The organism is Chitinophaga sp. 01L420 (genome assembly GCF_056399985.1).
Genome location: NZ_JBFTSK010000005.1, coordinates 179312 through 205083, shown reverse-complemented (window position 1 = coordinate 205083; position 25772 = coordinate 179312). Strand labels below are relative to the sequence as shown.

Below are 25772 nucleotides of genomic sequence, written 5' to 3'. Positions count from 1 at the left end.
AAGAGACAGCCAATAATCTAACTTAAGTACCCTTTATTCCACAATCACATTAAACAACGTTATGAAAAAGTATTTTTCACGTATGGTCTGTATGGTAGCCTGTCTGCTATTCCATCAACTTACCATGTCTCAGGGCAACATCATTACTGTAGAAGGCAATGTGCTGGACGCCCAGAAAACTCCACTCGTCGGAGTTACGGTGTCACTGAAAGGCAAAAATACCGGTACCCAAACTGATGCCAAAGGACATTACCGCCTGCAAATTAAAGAGCCTGCCAATGCTGTACTGGTATTCACTTTTATCGGATTTACTTCACATGAAGAACCCTACACCGGCAACAAGACTATTTCGGTGGTGATGGAGGAAGACCGTAAAAAACTCGAGGAAATCGTAGTAGTGGGCTACGGCTCGCAAAAGAAAAAGGATGTAACCGGCTCCATCTCCTCTGTAGGCACAAAATCTATACAGGATGTACCGGTAACCAACCCCCAGCAGGCTTTGCAGGGCCGCGCACCCGGCGTGGAAGTACTCAACAACAGTAGCAAACCCGGTGATGAGCCCACTGTGCGTATCCGCGGTAGTCGCTCCCTCCGCGCCGGCAACGATCCCCTCTATGTAGTAGATGGTATTCCATACGCAGGGACCCTTAGCGATATCGGTACGGGGGTAATACAATCGATGGATATTTTAAAAGATGCTTCCGCAACGGCCATCTATGGCTCCAGAGGAGCTAATGGCGTGGTACTCATTACCACCCAGAAAGGCAAGGAAGGAAAACCAGTAGTTTCCTACACCGGTTCCTATGGATATGTGCAACAGCTCGGGGAATCAGATATGATGGATGCCAAACGCTTCATTGATATGCGCCGTGAAGCCAACCGCACTATCGGCAAATACGATGATGCCAATCCGGATGCATCAGACAAAAAAATATTCAACACAGTTGAATATGCCAATATCCAGAAAGGTACAAACGTAGACTGGCAGAAACTGATGATCTCCCCGGGATATCAAACCAATCACGGTCTCAGCGTAGCCGGTGGTACAGATAAAACGAAGTACACCGTAGGATTAGGTTACTTCAAGGACCAGGGTGTACTGAAACTGCAAAGTTATGAGCGTTATAATTTCAATTTTGGGATCGACCAGCTGATCGGCAATCGTGTTCGTGTAGGAGCTACCCTCCTGGGCGCTTACAGTGAACGTAACGGCGAAACCTATAACGGGATCGACAATGCGCTGAAGATGCTGCCGATTGCCACTCCTTACGATGATAACGGAAAACTGATCACTTATCCAACCGGCGATAGTCAGCAACCTAACCCGCTATTGGATTATGTGCCTGGCAACCGTGTTGAATTGATGAAACGCTTCCGCATTTTCACCAGCCTGTTTGCTGAAGTAGAAATCATAGATGGTTTGAAATATCGCCTGAATGTGGGGCCGGATATCCAGAATTACAACTATGGCCTTTTCCAGGGTAAAAACAATACCAACCTACTGATTGGCGGTGGCGATGCAACGGCTAGCAAAGGAAATGCGTCTACCATGGCGTACACTATCGAAAACATTGTGACCTATAACAAGGAGATCAAAAAACATACGATCGGCTTTACCGGCTTATACAGTGTTCAACGTCAGAACCTCGATTTTTCTACTACCAACGTAAGAGGTATACCGGTAGAATCGCAACAGTATTACAACCTGGGACAGTCACTCAACGTAACAGGGGTAACCAGTGGTCTCAGTTCCTGGACCATTCTTTCCTACATGGGTCGTTTGAACTATGGCTATGATGACCGCTATCTCGCTACCCTTACCCTGCGCTCTGATGGATCTTCCCGTTTCGCACCCGGTAAAAAATGGGGTTATTTCCCTTCTGTGGCAGTAGCTTGGAACATGATCAATGAAAGCTGGATGAAAGGTCAGCATATCCTGGATAACCTGAAACTGCGTGCAAGCTACGGCCGTATTGGTAACACTGGTATTAATCCATATGCAACACAGGGTAACCTGAGCCGGATTCCCTATTCCTTCGGAAATAAAGGCGTACTGGGCTTTGTACCACTCGATCTGCGCAATCCAAACCTTACCTGGGAGTCCACTACTTCTACCGACATTGGTATTGACTTCGGATTCCTGAATGGACGTATCACCGGTGTGATGGAATGGTATAACCAACATACCACTGACCTGCTCATGCCTCAATCACTCCCGTTCAGCAATGGATTTAATGAAGTGCTGATGAACCTGGGCTCTTCCCAGAACCGTGGTTTTGAATTTGGAGTGAGTGCCACCATCATTGACAATCCGAAAGGATTTAGCTGGAAAATGGACGCTAACCTGTTCTTTAACCGGTCGAAGATCCTGTCGCTTGGCGATGGCAGAACCGCAGATGTTGGAAATGCCTGGTTTGTAGGTCAGCCTACTTATGTATACTATGATTTTAAGAAGGTCGGTGTTTGGCAGGATAAAGATGCCCAGCTGGCTAAACACTATAACCTGAAACCGGGTGAGATCAGGCTGGAAGATGTGAATAACGATACACTGATCGATGCAAAGAACGACCGGCAGATCCTGGGATCTCCTGAGCCTAAATGGTCTGCAGGTACCACCCAGCGTTTTTCCTATAAAGGATTTGAATTGTCGATCGTTGCCTTTGCACGTGTAGGAAGCATGATTAAAAGTGATTTCTACCAGAATTATAACACCCTGTTTGGACGTTATAACAACCTGAATATCGACTATAATACACCGGCTAATCCTACCAACGATTTTCCACGGCCCAACGCCAACCAGGAAAGACCAAGCAACTACCAGTCGCTGAGTTATTTCGATGGTTCTTTCTTTAAGATCAGGAGTATTACACTCAACTACGCCTTCCCGGATGCGCTGGTGAAAAGTATGCGAATGCAGGATCTCCGGGTGAACGTGGGTGTTAAAAATCCAATGATCCTGGCGCCCTATCGCCAAACCTGGAAAGGAGTTGATCCGGAAGACGTAAATGTGATCGGCATTGATGCTCCCGCTACCTGGATGTTACAATTCGGAGTAAGTGCCAAATTTTAAATCAACCGGTCCTGATTAAACATCTTAAAAAGAAAATGTTATGAGATATATAATTCCTGTCATCATGCTGCTGGCCGTTGCTGCTACTTCCTGTAATAAAATGCTGGATGAAAAGATAGTCACCAACGTAACGGATGATTTCTATAATACAAAGGCCGGTTTTCAGACGGCTGTAAACGGTTCCTACGTGTCTATACGTAATTTTTATAGCACAGAACGGGGCATGACACTTACCGAAACCGGTACAGATATTATTACAAATGGTTCCGATGGGAACTTCAAATTTACGAGCCAGTATACTTCACAGCTGGACTCCCGTTATGACCATATCCGTGAAGTATGGAACAGTTTCTATCAAACGATCAACGCCTGTAACGTTGCGATAGACCGGGCGGGCAAGATTGCCGACCTGGATGAAGCCTCCAAGAAAAAAGGAGTAGCTGAAGCGTTGTTTTGCAGGGCGCATTATCATTTTGTGCTGATGCAGCTATTTGGTGCCGTACCCTTGCGCCTGCACGAAAACACTGAAATTTCAAGAGAGGCGCATCGCGATTCCGTATCCGCGATCTACGATGCGGTGATCAACGATCTGCTGGCTGCAGAAACTGACTTGCCTCCCACACAGGCGGAATGGGGCCGTGCTACCAAGCCAGCCGCAGAACACTTGTTGGCAAGGGTTTACCTGACCCGTGCTTCCTCTCCGCAGGCAAAGGCAGGCGATTATGCGAACGCAGCCAAATATGCTGACATGGTAATTAAGAACTATGGATTTAAGTTACTCACCGACATTGGACAGGTATGGGCACAGGGTAAAGAAAATAATGATGAAACTATTTTTGCCGCGCAATATACCACCGATCCAATTTATGGTTACCCGGATAACAACGCCTGCCGCTTTTTCCTGATGCAGTATGATGTATTGAAAGGAATGAAACGTGATTTGCCAAATGGTACGCCCTGGAAGCGTTTCAGACCTACAAAGTTCCTGATCGATACGCTGTATAAAGACAGGATACATGATGTGCGTTACGAGAAATTCTACACCACACTATGGACAACCAATGCACCTATTGACAATTTGAAGTTGGGTGATACCGCTGTTTACCTGCCCGGTTATGATGTATCTGATGCTGTGATTGCCAGCAAGCCTTATCTGCTGGTACCTCCAAGACAGTATACAGAAAAGCTGTATCCTTCGCTGAATAAATTTGCAGATGCACTGCGTCCTGATAACCAGGCTTCCGGTGTAAGGCCTTTTATAGCCATGCGTTTGGCGGAAACTTACCTGATAGAAGCAGAAGCGCTGATGATGGATGGGAAAAAACAGGCCGCCGCTGATCTCCTAAATGTGATCCGCTGGAGATCCGCCCGTATTGGCGCCACCCCGGCAGAAACACAGGCCAACCGCGATGCCATGACCGTATCCGCCGCAGATATGACCATCGATTTTATCCTGGATGAAAGAGGCCGGGAGCTGGTAGGAGAACAAATGCGCTGGTTCGATCTGACCCGCACCCACAAGCTGCTGGAAAGAGTAAAGCTGCATAATGAGGAGGCCCGGAACAATATTAAGCCAACCCATGTATTGCGCCCTATTCCGCAGGACCAGATTGATAGAACTACGAATGAATTTCCCCAGAATCCGGGGTACTAGTAGCAGCCTTTAATGTAAGTTTATCAGCCTTTAGTACACATAACGAGATTTAACATTCGCTATGTGTACTAAAGGCTGATTGCTTAAAGTGAATTTCTTATCTTCAACTACCTTTTCTAACTCAAAAAACTTTTGATTCCTATGGCACAGAAGAAGATATTGTTACTGACCGGAGACTATGCAGAAGACTACGAAACGATGGTTCCTTTCCAGATGTTGCAGATGATAGGTCATGATGTACATGCCGTATGCCCCGACAAGGCGGCTGGCGATAAGATCAAAACAGCGATTCACGATTTTGAAGGTGACCAGACTTATAGTGAAAAGCCAGGTCATGGTTTTGTGCTCAATGCCACCTTTAATGATATTGCCGGTGCCGATTATGATGCCCTGGTAATAGCCGGTGGCCGTGCGCCGGAATACTTGCGGTTAAATAAGAATGTATTGGAACTGGTAAAACATTTCTTTTTGGAGGATAAACCGGTAGCAGCTGTTTGTCATGGTATACAGATCCTGACTGCAGCCGATGTGGTAAGGGGCAAAAAATTAACGGCTTATCCGGCAGTAGCACCTGAAGTTACCTCCGCCGGGGGCACTTATGTTTCTGTGAATGTTTATGAGGCAGTGGTAGACGGTAAGTTGGTGACAGCGCCCGCATGGCCAGCTCATCCGCAATGGATGGCGGCCTTTTTACAGGTACTGGGAACGAGCATTACACTTTAGTATTTAATAATTTATAAAAATTTAATTATCAATAGTTTAAAGAAAGTTTAAATTATCTCTCTACGGATTTTCAAATTAAACTGTCATTGCTTACCTTTGCAGCCAAATTCAGGAGGCTATCCCTGCTTTGGCTATTGATAATTCGTAATTCGTAATTGATTTTTATATATGTCCGGACAGCTTAAAGAAGTTCGTAACCGAATCAAATCTATTCAATCTGGTCAGCAGATCACGAAAGCCATGAAAATGGTGAGTGCTGCTAAATTAAGACGTGCACAGGATGCTATCCTGCTGATGCGCCCTTATGCAGTAAAGCTCCAGGAAATGTTGCAGAATATTGTTTCCAACAGTGAAGGCAATATTGATACGCCACTGGCGGCACAACGCCCCGTTGAAAAAGTACTGATTGTGGTAATTACTTCAGACRGAGGTTTGTGCGGTGCTTTCAACTCCAACCTGATCARGGCAGCTAAACGCGTTATTCGCGAAAAGTATGCTGAGCAGTTTGAACAGGGCAATGTAGAAATCCTGCCGATCGGTAAAAAAGGTTACGATCATTTTGTACAGAACGGATATAAAGTAAACGATAAATTTTGGCAGATCTTTGGTAGTCTGACTTTCGATCACGTGAAAGAAGCAGCTGCTGTAGCCCTGAAAGGTTTCACAGACGGTACCTATGATGCAGTTGAAATCGTGTACAGCGAATTCAAAAATGCAGCTACCCAGGTATTTGTTACTGAACAGTTCCTGCCAATTGCAAAAGTAGAAAACCAGGAAAATAGCGGTCTGAAAGCAGACTTCATTTTCGAGCCTGAAAAAGATACACTGATTACAGAACTGATGCCTAAGATCCTGAATACTCAGTTCTTCAAAGCCATCCTGGATTCTCATGCTTCCGAGCATGGTGCCCGTATGACAGCGATGGATAAGGCAACAGAAAACGCCAGCGAAATGTTGCGTTCCCTGAAAATCTCTTACAACCGTGCACGTCAGGCAGCCATTACCACCGAGCTGACGGAAATCGTGAGCGGTGCTGCAGCGTTGGGAAGTTAAGTACTGTAAGGCAATTTTTAGCACTAAGTCAACAACTGAATTAATATTTTCAGATTAGGGTCAAAGACTGTATTTTCGGTCTTTGACCTTTTTTGTAACATCCACACCTCCTGTTAACGTATGGAAATATCACAGATCATCCCGCACGTGGAAGCATTAATTTTTGCGGCCGACAGGCCATTGCCTTTGCTGGAAATAGTGGATCTGCTCAACAATGCATTGGCTTTCCTGGAAGACCGTACTACCCTGGATCAGGTAGAAGCTGCTATGGAGGCCATCAGGGAAAAATACAGCTCTGAATTTTATGCCTTTGAAGTGCGCAGCAGTGGCGGCGGCTATCAATTCCTTACCAAAAAAGAATATTATCAGACAGTAGCCCAGCTGAATGGTGACAAATTCCTGAAGCGCTTATCAACAGCTGCTCTGGAAACATTGGCCATTATTGCTTATCGTCAGCCTATTTCCAAAGGGGAAATAGAATATATCCGTGGTGTCAGCACCGATTATTCTATTCAAAAACTACTGGAAAAAGAACTTATCGTTATCACAGGTCGTAGTGAAGATCAGCCAGGTAAACCCCTGCTATATGCCGTTTCCCGCTCCTTTATGGATTATTTCGGTATCAGCTCCGTAGCAGATCTGCCTAAACTGAAGGAACTGTTTGACGAAGAAATGGTACAACCTACCCTCATCAGCGATGAAACAGCGACCCTGGGTCGTGGTGAACATAGCACCCACGCTGCTGAAACAGCACATTCCCTGATGGTGTCTGAAGATGGAGAACTACTGGACCCCGATCATAAACTGGATATTACCCTTACACCACCTGAGGAAGAACAACCTGCCTCAGAAGATGAAGAAGTGGAACCCGATGACGAAATCGTTCGCTTTGATGATATCATAGAAGAAGTAAACGAAGAACTCGGCGGTGAAGAAGATCCGGACGCAACTACAACAGATACTATTTCTACAGAACAAGATACGGTCGAAGATAACATCACGACTACAGAAGATCCGGCCGAACCGCCAGTGGATACAGTGTCAGATGAAAACGATGGTACAGAAGATGAAGATCCGGATGGCATAATAGAGGCTAGCATCTCCGGAAAAGAAACAGAAGAAGCGACGTTGGAAGAAGAGGAGGATGACGACGATGAAGATGACGAAGAAGATGATAATGAAGATGACGAGGAGGATGACGGCGATAAGGATCCGGATGACATGGTAGAAGATGCCATCCTTGGAGAAAACCTACTGGTAGTGGGTGGTGGTGAAGCGGATGATGATGAGAAGGAAGAAGAGGAAGAGGAGGAAGAAAAAGATAAGAAAGAAAATGATAAAGAGAAGGGAGAGGAAGATGATGATGAGGAAGATGAAGGCTTCTGGAAATAGTGAATCACTATATTATAATTAAAGCAACGGCTGCACTGATTTAAGGTGCAGCCGCTGCTTTTAATTACTGGTTTATTTCAACTTATAAAAAGTAGTGTCATTCCTGAAGGCAAGTGCCAGTACGCGGTAATGCTCCTTTGGCGTCTTATATACACAGGTGCYCCAGAAATTATTTACCACCGCAGAAGATCCGTCAGCATTGCTTGTAGGGCGGGATGTTAAGGAAAGAAAAACCGTGTCCCCCGGCCGATGCTCCTGCGAAAGGATGTCATAATAAGACAGCTCCCCGGAAGGCGGATGTGTAACAACCATCGTGAAATATTGGCTGAAATCTATGACAGCGATACTGTCCAGGTCTGCCTGTTTTCTAAAACTGCCGCTACATGCCTTTGCAAGCGTGTCTTTATTTTGTACCGGAAAAAAGGATATATCGGCATATACCGGAACCGTACCGGTATTTGCATTTTTAAACACTAGGGCACTGTCTTCCCGGTTAGCCGCCGCATGGTTAATGCTGCCGGTATTGAGCACTTTTAAAATAGTAGTTGAAATGTCCTCTTCATAAGGGGGAAGCGTACTGAGGAAAGAAAACGCCATGGGGACATCTGTTATCCGTTGTTCATCCGTGATGGTACTGCCGTTATTACAGGAAAACAAGGCCGTGGTTAGTAATAACAGGATATTCTTTTTGAGTAACATATTTGCTTTTTATACAGTAGGTAAATGTTTGAATAAGGAAAAGAGTTACCAATCAATTTCCTTTGCGCGCAACCACATAAAACAGGGGTGGGAAATATCTTTTGAACCACAATAGTATCCGTTCTTCTCTGGCAATCAGCACTACTTTTTTTCGTTTATGCATGGCCTTTAGTATACGCCGGGCGCAGAAAGCAACTGATAATCCTTTTGCCTGTTTAGGATCCATTTTACCATAGGCGTCACCGTTAGCCGTGATGGCAGAATAGGTAATGGGGGTGTGTATCCTTCCAGGACAAACGATGGTGGTATATAAATGGGGAATAGGTTGTTCTGTTTGCAGGGTTTCAAAGTATCCCTGCAGGGCATGTTTGGCTGCATTGTAGCCGGAACGCCAGGGATAACCCATTAATCCGGCCATGCTGCTGATAATAATGATTTGTCCGCCTGCTTGTTCCCTGAAATGGGGTAACAGGGCCTGGGTGAGCATGACGGCGCCAAAAAAATTCACCTCCATCAGTTGTCGGACCTCGGAAACAGAGGTATCTATAAGCTTTGACCGTTGGGTTACGCCGGCATTATTCACAAGTACATCTATCTTCCCAAAAAATTGTAAAGCGCGGTGGGCACCTTCATTTACCTGGGCTTCATCTGTTACATCCATCAATACAATTTCGCAGTAAGGAGTGTATAACAGGCACTGGTTTCGCACCGCTTCGAGGGCGGCCTGGTTACGAGCGGCCAGAATTAGTCTGGCTTTTTCTTTTGCCAGTAAAAGCGCCAGCTCATGGCCTATACCCGAGCTGGCGCCTGTAATAAGTATTACTTTATCCGTAAAATGCATTTAAGCAGTTTGAATTACGATTTCAGGGGTGTTAGCTTGATATTTTTCCATCTTACCTTGATACCACCGCCGGAATGGATCTGCAGAGCGATCTGGCCATTGGCAGCGCCTATTTTATCGTCTTTCAGGGTGATCATTTCCTGTCCATTGAGCCAGGTCGTTACGTTGTCGCCTTGTACCCGCACTTTCATGGTATTCCATTCTCCCATTTTCAGGTATTTTTCTTTTTCCTTGTCGGGTTGTATCAACCATCCACGACCATAAGATTCATAAATACCGCCGGTATGCATGCCGGGAGGGGCTACTTCTGCCTGCCAGCCGGTAATTTTAGTTCCATCGAGGGAGGAGTGAAAGAATACACCGCTGTTGCCATTGGCTTCCTGTTTGAATTGTACTGTCAGTTCAAAATCTTTGTATTGACCATCAGTGCCCAGGTAACCGTATTCTTTGTCAGGGCCGCTTTCACAGATGAGTTCCCCTTTTTCTACATACCACTTTTCGGTACCATAGATTTTCCATCCATCCAGGTTCTTCCCGTTGAATAATGATTGCGTTTTTTGTGCAAACACTTGGCCGGTGCCCAGTAACAAGGCGGCACCCAGCAGGAATTTAATGAAGGTTTTTTTCATAACACTGCATTTATTGATTGAAGACCAGTTTAATTCATAAAAAAAGTCCCCCGGTAAAACCGGAGGACTCCAATATAAGTTCAATTTCCTGGATTTCTAAATCAGAAAATTATCTCGCAATGTTCACCGCTCTTTTTTCACGGATGACCGTTACTTTAATCTGGCCAGGATATTGCATTTCTGTCTGTATCTTATTGGCAATTTCGAATGATAAACGATCGGCATCGCCATCGGATACCTTATCACTTTCTACGATAATACGTAGTTCTCTACCAGCCTGGATAGCGTATGCTTTTTCCACACCATCATGAGCCAGGGCCAGGTTTTCCAGGTCCTTGATACGTTGCAGGTAGCTTTGCATGATTTCACGACGCGCACCCGGGCGGGCACCGCTGATCGCATCACAGGCCTGAACGATCGGAGAAATGACATATTGCATTTCCATTTCATCGTGGTGAGCACCGATGGCATTAACTACCGCAGCGTGTTCACCATATTTTTCAGCGAGTTTAGCACCTAAGAGGGCGTGGCTCAGCTCAGTTTCTTCATCAGGTACTTTACCAATATCGTGCAGTAAGCCGGCACGTTTGGCCAGTTTAGGGTTTAAGCCCAGCTCAGCTGCCATCACTGCGCAAAGATTCGCAGTTTCTTTGGAGTGCATAAGCAGGTTTTGTCCGTAGGAAGAGCGGAAACGCATCTTACCTACCAGGCGCACCAGTTCTTTATGCAGGCCATGGATACCCAGTTCTATCACGGTTCTTTCACCAATGTCCATTACCTGTTCTTCCAGTTGTTTCTTGGTTTTTTCTACCACTTCCTCAATACGGGCAGGGTGAATACGTCCATCCTGTACCAGGCGTTGCAGAGATAAACGCGCTATTTCACGGCGCAATGGGTCGAAGGAAGATAATACAATAGCTTCAGGGGTATCGTCTACGATCAGATCCACACCGGTAGCCGCTTCAATGGCGCGGATATTACGGCCTTCACGACCAATGATCTGACCTTTGATTTCATCACTTTCCAGGGTAAATACAGTGATGGTATTTTCAATGGTTTGTTCAGCAGCAGTACGCTGAATAGATTGTATGATGATTTTTTTGGCTTCTTTGTTCGCTTTTAATTTAGCGTCTTCAATGATTTCCTGTATATGAGAGAGTGCCTGTGAGCGGGCTTCTTCTTTCAGACTTTCTACCAGTTGGTGTTTCGCTTCATCAGCGGTTAATCCGGCTACTTTTTCAAGACGGCGGATATGTTCTTCCTGGTGCTTTTCCAGTTCTGTACGTTTAATGGTCACCAGTTCCATCTGACGGTTCAAGCCTTCTTTGATAGCATCGTTTTCGTTTAATTGCTTCTGAAGTTGCTCGTTTTTGAGGCTGATGGCTTGTTCTTTCTGTTTGATGCGATTTTCCGACTCCCCCAGTTTCTGATTACGTTGCAGTACATCTTTTTCGTACTCGCTTTTTAATTGCAGGTATTTTTCTTTTGCTTCCAGCAGTCTGTCTTTCTTGAGATTTTCCGCACTAATCTGTGCATCTGCAATGATTTTTTTAGCCTGGTTCTCAGCTTCATCTATTTTATGCTGTGTATTTTTGGCAAAAATCACCTTACCTAGCACAATCCCAATGATCAATGCCACTACTGCAGCTATTGTCGTGATAAGTGTAACATCCATATGAATTATTTATACTTGATTTATGTAGTATCCTCATACCCATGTCGCTGCTAAAACACAACAGGGGCGAGAACTGACCCGCGAAAATACAAAAAAATAGCAGTTAAAGCGTCTTTGATACGTGATAATTAGCCAATTAGCTAATTCATTGTTTAGCAATGGGTAACGTGATCAACCCAATGCCTGGTTGATAATTTCTTCCAGCTTTTCCAGCTTTTCCTGCAAAAAAGGTGCAGTGCTTGCCTGGGCTTTTCCGCCGCTGGTTACAGGGTGTGTTGCGTACATGATAAGGGCCATAGCGATATAGTCCTGCAGGTCTTTTCCTGCATAAGAAGTTTTAAAATCGACAATTTTCTCATTCACTTCTTTCATAATACGACGTACTTCCGCTTCTTCTTCCGGTTTTATCTTTATCCGGTAAGAGCGGTCCGATACGATTATGTTAATAGGAATGAGTTGTTCCATCATGTATGATTTTATATCAGCTGTTCAGCAAAGCGATACAACGGTCAATTTCTTTAATGTAATCATTGATTTTGCCACGGATCTCTTTTTTGAAAGCTTCGTCTTCTGCTGCTATGGTGGTACCTCCCTGGGCGGTGGATGCAATTTTCATGAGTTGCAGCCTGTCCTCCAGTACCTGTAACGATTGTTGCTGCTGTTGCAGCTCCTGTTGTTGTACTTTAACTTCGTCTTTCAGCAATACATTCTCCGCCTGCACCTGCTGGAGCTTTTTTACCAGCAGGTGCAGTTTCTCTTCTACGCGTTGAATGTATTGCTCTAAAACCATTTCAATATCTTATTTTCTAATCTCTGCCTGTAACTGCGTTTCGAATGTTTTGATGAGTTTTTCCATTACACCATCAATTTCTTTGTCAGTGAGTGTTTTCTGAGCATCCAGGAAGGTAAAGCTTACTGCGTAAGACTTCTTGTTAGTGCCTAGTTTTTCGCTCTCAAATACATCGAACAGATTCACCTGTTGTAACAGGCCGGATTTCACGCTACGGGCAGCTGCTTCTACTGCGGCAAACTTCACCTGTTTGTCCAGTACCAGTGCCAGGTCCCTGCGAACTGCCGGGAAACGCGGGATTTCTTTGTAAAAGTTATCACTTTTTTGCAAGAGTCCCAGTATTTTATCCCAATTGAAGGTAGCAAACCATACGGCCTGCCTGATGTCAAATTGCTTGAGTTTCGCTGTGGGAACGCCTCCGAGGGTTACTACCACCTGGTTTTTTACCTTGATTTCCCAGGCCGGTTGTAAACCCGGTTCTGTGCTTTCTGCCCAGGTTAGCTGCTTGTAACCCAGTTGTTTGAGTATGTTAATAACAAAACCTTTCAGGAAGTAAAAGTCTACCAGCCTGGATGCATGCATCCAGGTTTCGGCCGTTTGTTTACCTGTCAGATAGAGTACCAGGTGATTGTTTTCACCATAGCCCTTTTCCAGCACCTGGTAAGTTTTACCGAATTCGAAGAACATCAGGTCTTCGTTTTTGCGGTTCAGGTTATGTGAAATGCTTTCCAGACCGGTTTCCAGCATGGAAGGGCGCATGATGTCCAGTTCAACAGTGAGACTGTTCATCATTTTTACCGCAGTTTCCAGTACTTCCGGCGTATAGTATTTGCTGTTAGTAATGGAATTGGTGAAAATTTCGTTGAAACCGTTGCCAGCGAGATAATCGGCCACTTTTTCCTTTACACTTTCTGCATCTGGTTGGGCAGAAAGGGCGGGAGAAATGGCAATTTTAGAAGGGGTCTCGATATTGTCCAATCCATCTATCCGCATAACTTCTTCTACCAGGTCGGCCGGGAGACTGATATCCGGTTTGCTGAATGGTACGGATACACGAAATCCTTCCGCGGATTCAGACAGGATCTCAAAGCCGAGGCTGCGCAGGATGTTTTTGATTTTATCTTCCGGATAGTTGCTGCCGCTGAGCTTCCGGATATAGCTATACGTAGTCTCTACCTGTGTTTTTATTTTTACGGCAGGGTATATATCAATAATATCGGATGCTACCTGTCCGCCGCCGAGTTCGCAGATGAGATCGGCCGCACGTTGCAGGGCAAATACCGCATTGGAGATATCCACCCCCTTTTCGAAGCGGGAGGCCGCATCGGTGCGTAATCCATGGCGGAAAGAAGTGGTACGGATGCCACCGGCGTTGAAAATGGCGCTTTCCAGGAAAATGCTGTGGGTGGTATCAGAAACGCCTGAATGTAAACCGCCAAATACACCGGCAATAGACATGCCTTCGCCTGCACCATTGCAGATCATCAGGTCTGTAGCGTCCAGTTTCCTTTCTTTTTCATCGAGAGTAATAAATGGTGTGCCGGTTGGCAGGTTCTTTACTACGACTGCATTGCCTTTGATGGCTGCCACATCAAACGCATGGAGCGGTTGTCCGGTTTCATGCAGGATGAAGTTGGTGATATCCACGATGTTGTTGATAGAACGAACACCGATGGCGGTCACCTTGGCTTTCAGCCATTCAGGAGATGGCGCCACCTGTATACCGGTAATGGATATACCACTGTAACGGGGGCAGGCATCTGTATTTTCAACGGTAACGCTGATGGGTAAAGGAGTAGCTGCTTTAGGCAGGGCCTTTATTTCCGGTAATTTTACCTGGTATTTATGCGTATTTTCTATGTTATTGAGGAAAGCGCATACATCTTTAGCTACGCCTATATGGCTCATAGCGTCCATACGGTTAGGAGTGAGTCCTATTTCGTAGATGTAGTCGTTAGCAGGTTTAAACACTTCGCTGGCAGGGGTGCCGGGTTGCAGGGAGGCATCGAGTACCATGATGCCGTCATGACTGTTGCCCAGTCCTATTTCATCTTCGGCGCAAATCATTCCCTGGCTTTCTTCTCCACGGATCTTTGCTTTTTTCATGGTCAGCGGTTCTCCACCCAGTGGATAGATGGTGGTGCCAATGGGGGCTACCACTACTTTCTGGCCTACCGCTACGTTAGGCGCGCCACATACAATGTGCAGGGGCTCACCGTTGCCGGTGTTAACGGTAGTCAGTCTCAGTTTATCCGCATTGGGGTGCTTTTCTGCCGTCAGTACTTCTCCGATCACCAATCCAGCCAGACTTCCCTTTACAGCTTCAAATTTTTCCAGGTTCTCTACTTCCAGACCAATTCTGGTTAAAATGGTAGATAGTTCCTCCGGTGTAGGCTTCACCGGTAAATAATCACATAGCCAGTTGTATGAAATCGTCATTTATCTGCTCGGTTTATATAAGTGGCGTAAAGTTAACAACTAATGAGCAAAGGATAAAGCATAAAGGAGAAAGCAAAAAGCTATTGTAGCGGAGATTTGAGCGAATATTCCAGCCGGCTAAAGTTTTCTGTAATCCCCTTAAATCTCCGCTACAATAGCTTTTTGCTTTCTCCTTTATGCTTTATCCTTTGCTCTGGTGCGATGTTTTTGCAGTATGTGGAAAATCTTTTTACACAATGTGTGTGAATAATCGGACCTTTGCTTGGGAATTTCTGGTGTTTTGGTGGATAACCATGATGCTGTCAGTGGATAACTGACATTTTGCTTGTGGATAACCTGTGTATGAGGCTTAATAAATTTAATAACTAAAGGAAGGGTGTTAATCGAAAAAATGCCTTTACCTTAGTTTGTACGGCTTGCAAAAGTTTACAATTTCTTAAAGTAGCTATCACCCTGATGAATGCGGGAAAAATGCAGATATCGATTGTAAAAACAACTGGAAGGGCCCATTGACAGTAACCTTTTATTAACTTTTTTTAATACACTAACCATAAATGGATCTCAATCTTAAGAAGGACCGCAATGTGCGTAGAAAACCGTCCATTGATGTGTCATCCTTGGTGTATGGCAAGATACCACCACAGGCTAAAGAATTGGAAGAAGCTGTTTTGGGAGCCGTAATGCTGGAAAAAGGAGCTTTTGACTCCGTAATCGAGATATTAAAAGGGGAGTGCTTTTATGTAGAAGCACACCAGATTATATTTAGCGCCATGACTCGCCTGGCAGGTAAGTCAATGCCCGTAGATATCCTCACCGTAACAGAAGAGCTCAAATCAATGGGCTCCCTGGAACAAATCGGTGGCCCGTTTACCGTGATGAAACTCACGAATATGGTGGTGTCTTCGGCCAACATTGAAGCACATGCCCGTATTATTCTCCAGAAATTTATACAGCGTGAACTGATCCGTATTTCCGGAGAAATACTGACGGAGTCTTATGAAGACACGGCCGATGTATTTGATCTGCTGGACAGCGCGGAGTCTAAATTGTTTGAGGTAACCAATAATCACCTCCGTAAAAACTATGATTCTATTGACCGCGTACTGGTAAATACCATGAAGCGTATTGAGGATCTGCGTAACAAAGGAGATGATATTACCGGAGTGCCTTCCGGCTTTCCTTCACTGGATAAGGTCACCTATGGCTGGCAATCTACGGATCTGATCATCATAGCTGCTCGTCCTTCTGTGGGTAAAACCGCCTTCGCGCTGAACCTTGCGCGTAATGCGGCGCTTCACCCCCGCTTCCCGAAAGGAGCAGCGGTATTCTCATTGGAAATGTCCTCCGGTCAGATTGTACAACGTATTCTCTCGGCCGAGTCAGAAATAAAGCTGGAAAAGATTTCCCGTGGTAAACTGGAAGAGTATGAAATGAAGAAGCTGATGACCCACGGTATTGAACGCCTGGCAAAAGCACCCATCTTCATTGATGATACCCCGGCACTCAACATCTTTGAGTTGCGCGCCAAGTGCCGCAGGCTGGTACACAACCACGGTGTAGGTGTTATCATCATCGACTACCTGCAGCTGATGAGTGGTAGCAGTGATGGTAAAGGATCCAACCGTGAACAGGAAATCAGTAAAATTTCCCGTGACCTGAAAGGATTGGCAAAGGAGTTACAGGTACCTATTATCGCCCTCTCGCAGTTGAGCCGTGATGTGGAAAAACGAAAAGACGGTAACAAAATGCCGCAGCTGAGTGATCTCCGTGAATCCGGAGCGATCGAGCAGGATGCGGATATGGTAATGTTCCTCTATCGTCCTGAATATTATGAAATCAACACCAATGAAATGGGTGAATCCAATAAAGGTGAAACCCACGTTCGTATAGCCAAGCACCGTAATGGTCAGCTGGATACCATCAAACTGAGAGCTGTACTGGAATACCAGCGATTTGAAGATGATGGAAGTCTTGAAAATCCCGGTGGTGGTGGTAGTCCTTTCGCAGGTATCAGTCGCTCGCAGCAAGGCGGCGGTGGCGGCAACGATGAAGCCAAACTGTACATACAGAAAGGATCCAAGATGAATGATATGAACTTCGATGAAGGCTTTGAAGATGCACCCTTTTAACGCATAAAAGATTTTGCTAAAAAGCCGGCATCGATATCGATCGCCGGCTTTTTAGCTTTTATCCCTCCCGTAACTGTCAGCATAGTAAATACAGTAGAAGTATTTACTTAAATGGGAACCTAAATACATAAAGAATAATAAGATTAATCAATGAAACAGCTGTACTTAAAATACAAAGGTCATTACAAAGACAATTTCAGTTTAGCCTACCCCGTAGTTATCTCTCAATTGGGTCATACCCTGGTAGCATTATCGGATAGTATTATTATCGGACATACAGGAAAAGTACCGCTGGCAGCGGTATCACTGGGCAATGGTTTGTTTTCCGTTTTTATGGTGGCAGGCATCGGCATGTCCTATGGCCTTACGCCGCTGATTGCCCAGGAAAACGGGCGAGGCAACAAAAATGCCATCGGGTATTTACTGAGTCATAGCCTGATTATCAATATGGTGGTGGGCGTATTATTATCTGCTGTCATTTATATTGGCAGTAGCCATTTGTCTCTCCTGCACCAGGAAGGCGATGTAGCCGAACAGGCCAGGCCCTTCCTGCGTTTCCTGGGGTTTTCGTTTATTCCGCTGATGCTGTTCCTATCGTTCAAGCAGTTTGCAGAAGGACTTGGATTTACGCGGCAGGCGATGAACATCAGTATCATTGGTAACGTGATTAACATTATCATTGGTATTACCCTGGTATACGGCTTGTTTGGTATGCCCAGAATGGGTGTGATAGGTGTGGGTATTGCCACGTTCACAGACAGACTGATCATGGGAATTACTATGATGTTCTATGTGTTGAGGGCACCACGCTTTAAGCCTTACCTGCAATCATTCGGTTTCAAAAATCTGAAGGCTGCTGCCGTTAAAAAAATACTGGGCATCGGCACGCCGGTAGCCATGCAATACTTATTTGAAGTGAGCGCCTTCAGTGGGGCCGCTGTAATGGTAGGCTGGATGGGCGCAGCCGAGTTGGCAGCTCACCAGATAGCGCTGAGTTTAGCTTCGATGACTTACATGATGGCCAGTGGGATTTCTGCAGCAGCAGGTATTAAAAGTGGTAATAATTTTGGTAAGAAGAATTTCGGGGAACTCCGTTTATCCGCTATTGCCAGTTATCATATGGTGCTGTTACTGATGGGGGGCGCAGCGCTGTTATTTACGCTGGGCAATCACCTGCTTCCTTCTTTTTACATTCAGGACCCGCAGGTAATAAAGATTGCTTCCGGATTACTGATCATTGCCGCCTTCTTTCAGTTATTTGACGGGATGCAGGTAGTAGGGCTGGGTATTTTGCGTGGTCTGGGTGATGTGCGTATACCTACGTTGATTACGCTGCTGGCATACTGGGGACTGGGTCTTCCTTTGGGTTACCTGTTGGGGATTAAGTTGGGTTTTGGTGTAGAAGGTGTATGGTGGGCACTGTTATTGGGCTTGCTGGTAGCTTCTGTGTTGCTGTTTGTGCGGTTTCACATCAAAACAAAAAAACTTTCTGCTTAACTTTGCGCGCATGGATCTGCCAGTTTTTTACGCACCGGATATACAACCGGATGCCATTGCATATACAATGAATGAGGATACGTCCAAGTACTGTATCCAGGTGCTCCGTCACGAGAAGGACGATAAAGTGTTGCTGGCAGATGGCCGTGGGCATAAGTTTACGGCTGCTATTACCGACGATAACCGCAAGAAGTGTGTGGTGAAAATACTGGTTTGCGAAACGGTGTCACCTCCTGCCCGGGCGCTTCGTATAGGGATCTCGTTTACCAAAAACGCTTCGCGTATTGAATGGTTCCTGGAAAAGGCCACGGAGATAGGTATTCAAACTATTATTCCCCTGGTAAGTCAGCGTACAGAGAAGGAAAAAATAAAAGCAGAACGGCTGCAAAATATACTGGTATCCGCAATGCTGCAATCGCAACAGTTTTATTTACCGGAATTACAGGAGCCGCAGGCATTTGATAAACTGGTAAAAAGCAATAAGGACCCGCAGCGGTTGATCGCGCATTGCTTGCCGGAACAAAAGCAGGAATTACAACAGACTATGCAGCCCGGCCAAGATACGCTGATACTGATAGGGCCGGAAGGTGATTTTACGCCGGACGAAATTAAACTGGCGCTGGAACAGGGTTTTGTGCCAGTATCATTGGGTAATACCCGTTTACGTACAGAAACAGCTGGTATGGTAGCGGTAACGCTGATGAATAACGTTTAGCTTTTAGCCATTAGCTTTTAGAAAAAATGCAGCGAATATGAAACAGTATACCAGTTCATATTCGCTGCATTTTTTCTAAAAGCTAAAGGCTAGTGCGGTTCCCTCAATTCCACCGGCTTTTCTTTAGACGGTTTTCTTACCCGCATATTCAGCATTTCTACACCAAAGGAAAAAGCCATCGCAAAATACACGTAGTTTTTAAGGTGCATATCATGTGCTTTCTCTGCATCCCATCCTTCAATGATGAGGATAGCGCCTACCATTACGAGGAATGACAGTGCCAGCATTTTAAGCGTAGGGTGTTTGTGGATAAAATCGCTGATACGTGGTGCAAAAAGGAACATCACAATCATGGCAATGATAACAGCCACAATCATTACAGGTACCTGTTTGGCGAGTCCTACGGCGGTGATGATACTATCGAAAGAGAAGATAGTGTCTATCAGGATAATCTGACCCACGATGTTCAGGAAAGATGCGGCAGGTTTGCCACCGTTTTTAATTTCAGTGGACTCTTCCTCTCCTTCCAGCTTATGATGGATTTCGAGGGTGGTTTTGATCAGCAGGAAGATACCGCCTCCCAGCATGATAAGGTCACGGAGACTAAAGCCATGGCTGCCGATGCTGAACAGGGGATTTACCGCTTTTACGATATACCCGATGCAGAGCAGGAGGACGATACGGATGGCCATACCGGCAAACATCCATACGCGACGGGCTGCAGGCCTTTTTTCAGGGGTTAGTCTGTTAAGTACAATAGAAACGAAGATGACATTGTCGATGCCCAATACGATTTCCATGAGCACCAGTGTCAATAAACTGATGAGCGATTCCGCTGTTAGAAACTGTTCCATATAGGTTGAATAGATAGAGATGATGCGATGTTACTGACGTAATCCGGCACAGATCTTTTTCACAATGGTAGGACCTTCATAAATGAAGCCTGTATATACCTGTACCAGGGAGGCCCCGGCATCCAGTTTTTCCTGGGCATCCTCGGCTGTGAAAATGCCACCTACCGCAATAATAGGTATGCTGCCCTGGCTGTGGGTGTGAATATAACGGATTACTTCTGTGGCTTTGCGTTTCACAGGAAATCCACTCAAACCACCGGCGCCGATATCATTCACTTCCGCCGCAGGCGTTTTTAATCCTGCCCGGCTGATGGTGGTATTGGTAGCCACAATGCCTGCCAGCTTCGTTTCTGTCACAATTTCGATGATATCATCCAGCTGTTCTGTTGTCAGATCCGGCGCTATTTTAAGCAGGATAGGTTTGGGTTTCACTTTCTGTGTATTCAGCACCTGCAGGTGATGCAGGAGTTGTTTTAATGGTTCTTTTTCCTGTAATGCACGCAGATTGGGTGTATTAGGCGAGCTTACATTTACTACAAAGTAGTCTACCACATCATACAGCGCATGAAAACACTTTTCATAATCGCTCACGGCTTCTTCATTCGGGGTAATTTTGTTTTTCCCGATGTTTCCTCCTACGATGATATTGGATTTTTTGCGTTGTAAGCGTTTGGCGGCTGCCACCGCACCTTCGTTATTAAAGCCCATACGGTTAATGAGGGCTTTATCTGCCGGCAGGCGGAATAGTCTTGGCTGTTCATTACCTGGTTGTGGCTGTGGAGTCACCGTGCCTATTTCTACAAAGCCAAAGCCCAGACAGGCCAGTTCGTCAATGTACTTTGCATCTTTGTCAAAACCGGCTGCCAGTCCTACGGGATTGGAAAACCTCAGTCCAAACAGTTCACGTTCCAGTCCTTTGGTTTTTACACCGCAGAAGGCGTTCAGCACGGTTTTGCCCAGGGGCAAAGAATATATTGTTTTCATACCACGCATTACGCTGTGGTGAATGTTTTCCGGCGGATAGCGGAAAAGGAAATTTTTGATCAGGTTGTACATTGCGGGGACAAAGATAATCAGGATTTATGTGATTTTGGTGATTCTCCTGACGCAGAAAGTGGTATTTCCCCCCTATTCAAATTTCATATAATGGCTGTAGATGGCATTTTTCAGTATTTGTACGTAAAGATTTTTACCCATGTGCAGAATGGTAGAAATCAAATAAATCATAACTATATTTGCTGCTCATCATGCTGGAGCTGCAAACATTTGAAGCATTATTCAGGGAAAACCATGCTCATTGCCTGGCATTTGCCACTCACTACACGGGAGATTCCCATGTAGCGGAGGAGATTGTACAACAGGTATTCCTGCGTTTGTGGGAGAAACGGGAAACCATTACCATTACGGGACCCGTGAAAGCATATTTGTTTTCTGCTATTCGTAATACCGCCATTAGTCAATGGCGGAAGGATGTTGTGCGTACGGAAAAGGAAACCGGTTATGGGAAGGTATCAGAAACAACGATTGGTGCAGGGGAAGAGGTGAAGGAGCTGGAAAGACTTTACCGGCAGGCATTGGAACGGTTACCGGAACGTTGCCGGGAAGTATTTGTGCTCAGCCGGCAGCAGAACATGAAATATGCAGAAATAGCGGCTGCCATGAATATTTCCGTGAAAACGGTAGAAAATCAGATGGGGAAAGCATTAAAGATCCTGCATCAGGAGCTGAAGGAATACCTGCCCTTGCTGACAGGTTTTTTGTTTTAAAAAAATTTCGGGTCGCATGGGGGCATTGATATTTCCCATGCGTCTTATTATTGTATAATCGCCTTAAGGCGCAGACTGTAAAAACTTACAACAACTAATGACACCATCTTTTCCCAATGAGGCAATGCCTGATGAGGCACTGTATACCTTGCTCTGCAAGTACCTGCTGAATGAAGCGGATACGGAAGAGCATGCGTGGGTGGAAGCATGGAAAGGAACGGATCCTGGTAACCAGGCCCTGCTTACCTCACTGGCTAAAGTATTGGATACTGCAGCAGCCAACGAAAAAGTGGTGGCAGCAGATACCGAATTCGCCTGGTCTCAGCTGAGTGAAAAAATGGATGACAAACCGGTATTAATTGCCATCAGGTCTAAAAGCCGCTTTATCTGGCTGAAAATTGCTGCGGTATTGTTGGTGGTATTTGGCGCCGGATGGTGGTTCCTGGCAGGTAATCATCCACAACAAACATATTCAGGCCCTGTAAAGGCTACGCTGCAGGATGGCAGCAGTGTGCAGTTATCGGCTGCTTCCAGGCTGGAAGTAGCCAGGGGCTTTAATGACCGTAACAGGAAAGTAAGCCTCACCGGTACCGCCACATTTGATGTAAGCGGCAGTGCTGCCAACCCATTTGTAATTACATTGGGCCGCACAGAAGTGAAAGTACTGGGTACCCGGTTCATGATCAATTATCAGCCTGGCACCGCCATGTTGAAAGTACATGTAAGCAGTGGTAAAGTAATGGTGATAGATCATGATAAAGAGGATAGCGTTATTCTCACAGATGGTATGCTGTTACAGAAAGATAATGAAAGACCCGCATTTCGTATAGCTTCCCACGTTACTGACATGGGAAAAAGATCACTGTCATTTTATGATACACCACTGGAAGAAGTATTACATACCATTACAGAAGTGTACGACATAAAAGTAGAAGTCATGAACACCGACCTGCTTAAATTGCCGGTTCGTGCTGACTTTACAGGAGAGTCTACGGATGATGTGATTAAAACGCTGGCACTGATGCTGAATGCGGGGTACGAAAAAACGAACGATAGACAATACAAATTGAAATAGCCATTAGCCGTTAGCTTTTAGCTTTTAGAAAATGCCGTGAAGATCACAAATGGTCCACACGGCATTTTCTAAAAGCTAAAAGCTAACGGCTAATGGCTGCTTACTGTCACCCTTTCAATTTAACTATACTATGTCGTTAGCCGTAAAACTGCTGACGGGAATATTTATACTATGTTTCCCACTAAACGTTTTTGGGTGGGACTGGCAAACAAGAGTAACCGTAGTAGTAAAGGACCAGCCGATAGAAATGATATGTGGATTATTGGAAAGAGAGTATGGTATTCATTTTTCATATAGCAGGGAACTTGTCAACTTGTCACGGAAAGTTACGTTAACAGCCCATAACCAGCGCCTTAGAAAAGTACTGGAAGAACTATTTGCCCCCGATGGTATCAGGTTTGCCCGTGTGGGTGACCAGGTGGTGCTATTGCCGGACCAGCGCACTACATGCACGATCAGCGGTTATATAAAAGACGCGGTGAGTGGTGAAAACCTGATTGGCGCCACTATATATTCGCCTGCATTAAAACAGGGTACTACCACTAATCAATATGGTTTTTTTAGTTTCACTACCGTAAAGGATTCCAATAGCCTGATCATCTCCTATATTGGCTATGCTCCCCGTTTACAGCCTGTTCCCCAGAAGGGAGATCAGCTGCTTAATATCTCCTTAAAGCCAGTGGGCAGTTTAAAAGAAGTGGTGATCAGTGGCAGAGAAAAAAGTAAGCTACAGGAACAAACCCAGATGAGCAAGGTGACCCTTTCCACTTCGGAATTGCAGGCCATGCCGAGGCTGCTGGGAGAGGTAGATGTAATGCGCACACTGCAGTCGATGCCAGGAGTAAGTGGTGGTATGGATGGTGCCGGAGGATTGTATGTAAGAGGAGGTAGCCCGGATCAGAACCTGGTGCTGATGGATGGAACACCGATATTTAATTTTTCCCATTTTTTTGGTGTGTACTCTTTGGTAAATGCCAATGTGGTAAAAACGACTGACCTGTATAAAGGCGCGTTCCCGGCACGTTTTGGCGGGCGCTTATCTTCTGTGGTGGATATTGCCATGAAGGAAGGGGATATGAACAATTATCACGGTGATATATCTATAGGGTTGATTGCGGCCAAATTCAATGTAGAAGGTCCTATTGTTAAGGGTAAAACTTCTTTTATGTTATCTGCCCGCCGCTCTTATCCGGATCTGCTGCTGAATGCAGCGATGAAGYCGGAAAATGCGCTGGGAAGCGGTGGTGATTTCAGGGCTTATTTTTATGATATCAATGCAAAAGTGAATCATATTTTTTCTCCCAAAGACCGGGTGTTCCTTAGTTTTTATAAAGGAGAAGATAATCTTTTGCTGAAAGAGACACCCTCCGACAGTGTGTTGGCAAACGACCCTGCGAAAAGTGGGGAAAGTTCAAAATTTCAGTTAGGCTGGGGTAATACGATTGCCGCTTTACGCTGGAATCATATTTACGGCCCCCGCTTATTTTCGAATATTACTGTGAACTATTCGCAGTATTCTTTCTTCACACAGTATGAAAATAAGTCAGTAGTATCTCCTTCCGCGGAGCTGTCGGATGTATATGGAAAATATAGCTCCATGATGGAGAACAGTGGAGGAAGAATTGATTTTGATTTCCGCCCTAATCCTAAGCATTCTTTCCGGTTTGGCGCCATTACTACCATGCACTATTTTAAGCCCGGGAACTCCTCTTTTCAAGATAAGGGCAGCCCGGTAAAACCGCTGGATACATTACAGTCGGTGCTGCGGGTAACGGGTGCCGAATTGTCGATGTACGCAGAGGATGACTGGCAGCTGCGGCCAAACCTGTTCACCAATATTGGTGTGCATGCTTCTGCCTTCCTGGTGCAAGGGCGCTTTTACTACTCCGTACAACCCAGACTGGGACTGCGTTACGTGCTGCCACGCAATTGGGCGGTAAAGGCGGCCTATACCCATATGAACCAGTATATTCACCTGTTGTCGAGTAATGGAACTTCGTTACCTACAGATATCTGGGTGCCTTCTACCCAGCGTGTAGCGCCTATGTTTTCGAAACAGGTGACGTTGGGTGTAGCTAAAACATCGGCCAACAACATGTACGAATGTACGCTGGAAGGCTATTTCAAATCCATGCACAACATGATTGAAAATAAGGAGAGCAATAATATTGTTAACCAGTTGGTGCCACGCTGGGATGAAAATGTGACAGTAGGAAAAGGCTGGAGCTATGGTGCAGAAGTGATGTTGCAGAAACGTAAAGGAACTACTACCGGTTGGATTGGATATACGTTGTCGTGGTCTACACGCCGTTTCCCAGGTGTGAACAACGATGAAATTTATCCTTATAAATATGATCACCGTCACGACCTTGAGCTGGTACTGATGCAACGTTTAGGTAAACATTGGGAATTCTCTGCGTCCTGGCATTATAACTCCGGTACGCCCATCACTATTCCTGTTTCCAGTTATACCGGTGTTGGCGGTGCGTCGCCGTGGGATCCCGGTGGTGGTCATACTTCCATTGATCGTTATGACAACTGGAATAATTATCGCGGCGCAGATATCCATCGGTTGGATATAGGAATTACGCATACCAAACAGAAGAAGCATTGGAGCCGAAGCTGGAACCTGAGCATATTTAATGTGTATAACCGGAAGAACCCGTTCTTTTATACAATGATGGATGATGCATCAGAGCAGAAGAGATATCTTTCGCAGGCTACTATTTTGCCCATATTGCCCAGTGTCACATACGCTATTAAATTTTAAA

Annotated in this window: 20 protein-coding genes; 11 read left to right on the top strand and 9 right to left on the bottom strand. The window is 45.4% G+C overall.

Features of this window, described 5'->3' with window-relative positions; genetic code table 11:
• The first annotated feature begins 61 nt into the window (after positions 1–61).
• The 5 genes from AC1DP6_RS07265 (at position 62) to scpB (ending at position 7892) form a co-directional block, all read left to right on the top strand.
• Positions 62–3070: a SusC/RagA family TonB-linked outer membrane protein gene (locus tag AC1DP6_RS07265; RefSeq protein WP_477054220.1), complete on the top strand. Its 3009-nt coding sequence runs from the start codon at positions 62–64 to the stop codon at positions 3068–3070.
• 40 nt (positions 3071–3110) lie between these two features.
• Complete coding sequence (locus tag AC1DP6_RS07260) at positions 3111–4724, top strand: RagB/SusD family nutrient uptake outer membrane protein (protein WP_477054219.1); 1614 nt, start codon at positions 3111–3113, stop codon at positions 4722–4724.
• 141 nt (positions 4725–4865) lie between these two features.
• Positions 4866–5447, top strand: coding sequence for a DJ-1/PfpI family protein (locus AC1DP6_RS07255; RefSeq protein WP_441573425.1), 582 nt, complete (start codon positions 4866–4868; stop codon positions 5445–5447).
• A gap of 168 nt (positions 5448–5615) precedes the next feature.
• Positions 5616–6500, top strand: coding sequence for an ATP synthase F1 subunit gamma (gene atpG, locus AC1DP6_RS07250; RefSeq protein ID WP_477054218.1), 885 nt, complete (start codon positions 5616–5618; stop codon positions 6498–6500).
• 120 nt (positions 6501–6620) lie between these two features.
• Positions 6621–7892 carry an SMC-Scp complex subunit ScpB gene (gene scpB, locus AC1DP6_RS07245; protein WP_477054217.1) on the top strand — a complete coding sequence of 424 codons (1272 nt, stop codon included), beginning with the start codon at positions 6621–6623 and terminating at the stop codon, positions 7890–7892.
• 72 nt (positions 7893–7964) lie between these two features.
• Here scpB and AC1DP6_RS07240 read toward each other — a convergent pair whose 3' ends face one another.
• The 7 genes from AC1DP6_RS07240 to pheT form a co-directional block, all read right to left on the bottom strand.
• The gene (locus AC1DP6_RS07240; protein ID WP_477054216.1) at positions 7965–8591 is read right to left on the bottom strand and encodes a hypothetical protein; all 627 of its coding nucleotides are present in this window, start codon (positions 8589–8591) and stop codon (positions 7965–7967) included.
• A 52-nt stretch (positions 8592–8643) separates the two neighbouring features.
• Positions 8644–9432, bottom strand: coding sequence for an SDR family oxidoreductase (locus AC1DP6_RS07235; RefSeq protein ID WP_477054215.1), 789 nt, complete (start codon positions 9430–9432; stop codon positions 8644–8646).
• Between the two features lie 14 nt (positions 9433–9446).
• Positions 9447–10061 (bottom strand): 3-keto-disaccharide hydrolase, encoded by a 615-nt coding sequence (locus AC1DP6_RS07230; RefSeq protein WP_477054214.1) that lies wholly within the window; start codon positions 10059–10061, stop codon positions 9447–9449.
• 109 nt (positions 10062–10170) lie between these two features.
• Entirely contained in the window at positions 10171–11736 is a 1566-nt protein-coding gene (gene rny, locus AC1DP6_RS07225; protein ID WP_441573431.1) for a ribonuclease Y, read from the bottom strand.
• A 171-nt stretch (positions 11737–11907) separates the two neighbouring features.
• Positions 11908–12204 (bottom strand): cell division protein ZapA, encoded by a 297-nt coding sequence (locus tag AC1DP6_RS07220; protein ID WP_477023176.1) that lies wholly within the window; start codon positions 12202–12204, stop codon positions 11908–11910.
• Positions 12205–12217: 13 nt separating this feature from the next.
• The gene (locus AC1DP6_RS07215; RefSeq protein ID WP_477023175.1) at positions 12218–12526 is read right to left on the bottom strand and encodes a hypothetical protein; all 309 of its coding nucleotides are present in this window, start codon (positions 12524–12526) and stop codon (positions 12218–12220) included.
• A 9-nt stretch (positions 12527–12535) separates the two neighbouring features.
• Entirely contained in the window at positions 12536–14965 is a 2430-nt protein-coding gene (pheT, locus tag AC1DP6_RS07210) for a phenylalanine--tRNA ligase subunit beta (protein ID WP_477054213.1), read from the bottom strand.
• A gap of 554 nt (positions 14966–15519) precedes the next feature.
• Here pheT and dnaB point away from each other — a divergent pair.
• The 3 genes from dnaB to AC1DP6_RS07195 all read left to right on the top strand — a co-directional run bounded on the left by dnaB (position 15520) and on the right by AC1DP6_RS07195 (position 19306).
• Positions 15520–17094 carry a replicative DNA helicase gene (gene dnaB, locus AC1DP6_RS07205; RefSeq protein WP_441573435.1) on the top strand — a complete coding sequence of 525 codons (1575 nt, stop codon included), beginning with the start codon at positions 15520–15522 and terminating at the stop codon, positions 17092–17094.
• A gap of 150 nt (positions 17095–17244) precedes the next feature.
• Positions 17245–18591 carry an MATE family efflux transporter gene (locus AC1DP6_RS07200; protein ID WP_477023173.1) on the top strand — a complete coding sequence of 449 codons (1347 nt, stop codon included), beginning with the start codon at positions 17245–17247 and terminating at the stop codon, positions 18589–18591.
• Between the two features lie 10 nt (positions 18592–18601).
• The gene (locus AC1DP6_RS07195) at positions 18602–19306 is read left to right on the top strand and encodes a 16S rRNA (uracil(1498)-N(3))-methyltransferase (RefSeq protein WP_477054212.1); all 705 of its coding nucleotides are present in this window, start codon (positions 18602–18604) and stop codon (positions 19304–19306) included.
• 89 nt (positions 19307–19395) lie between these two features.
• On the opposite strand, the gene AC1DP6_RS07190 is transcribed toward AC1DP6_RS07195, so the two are convergent.
• Positions 19396–20160 carry a TerC family protein gene (locus AC1DP6_RS07190; RefSeq protein ID WP_477054211.1) on the bottom strand — a complete coding sequence of 255 codons (765 nt, stop codon included), beginning with the start codon at positions 20158–20160 and terminating at the stop codon, positions 19396–19398.
• Positions 20161–20190: 30 nt separating this feature from the next.
• Positions 20191–21216, bottom strand: a complete 1026-nt coding sequence (locus AC1DP6_RS07185) for a quinone-dependent dihydroorotate dehydrogenase (protein WP_477054210.1) — start codon at positions 21214–21216, stop codon at positions 20191–20193.
• Between the two features lie 179 nt (positions 21217–21395).
• Between AC1DP6_RS07185 and AC1DP6_RS07180 the strand changes: the two genes are divergently transcribed.
• The 3 genes from AC1DP6_RS07180 to AC1DP6_RS07170 all read left to right on the top strand — a co-directional run bounded on the left by AC1DP6_RS07180 (position 21396) and on the right by AC1DP6_RS07170 (position 25771).
• A complete protein-coding gene (locus AC1DP6_RS07180) occupies positions 21396–21926 on the top strand; it encodes an RNA polymerase sigma-70 factor (protein ID WP_441573440.1) in 531 nt (176 codons plus the stop codon).
• Between the two features lie 97 nt (positions 21927–22023).
• Positions 22024–23001 carry a FecR family protein gene (locus AC1DP6_RS07175; RefSeq protein WP_477054209.1) on the top strand — a complete coding sequence of 326 codons (978 nt, stop codon included), beginning with the start codon at positions 22024–22026 and terminating at the stop codon, positions 22999–23001.
• Between the two features lie 130 nt (positions 23002–23131).
• Positions 23132–25771 (top strand): carboxypeptidase-like regulatory domain-containing protein, encoded by a 2640-nt coding sequence (locus AC1DP6_RS07170; protein ID WP_477054208.1) that lies wholly within the window; start codon positions 23132–23134, stop codon positions 25769–25771.
• Position 25772 lies beyond the last annotated feature (1 nt).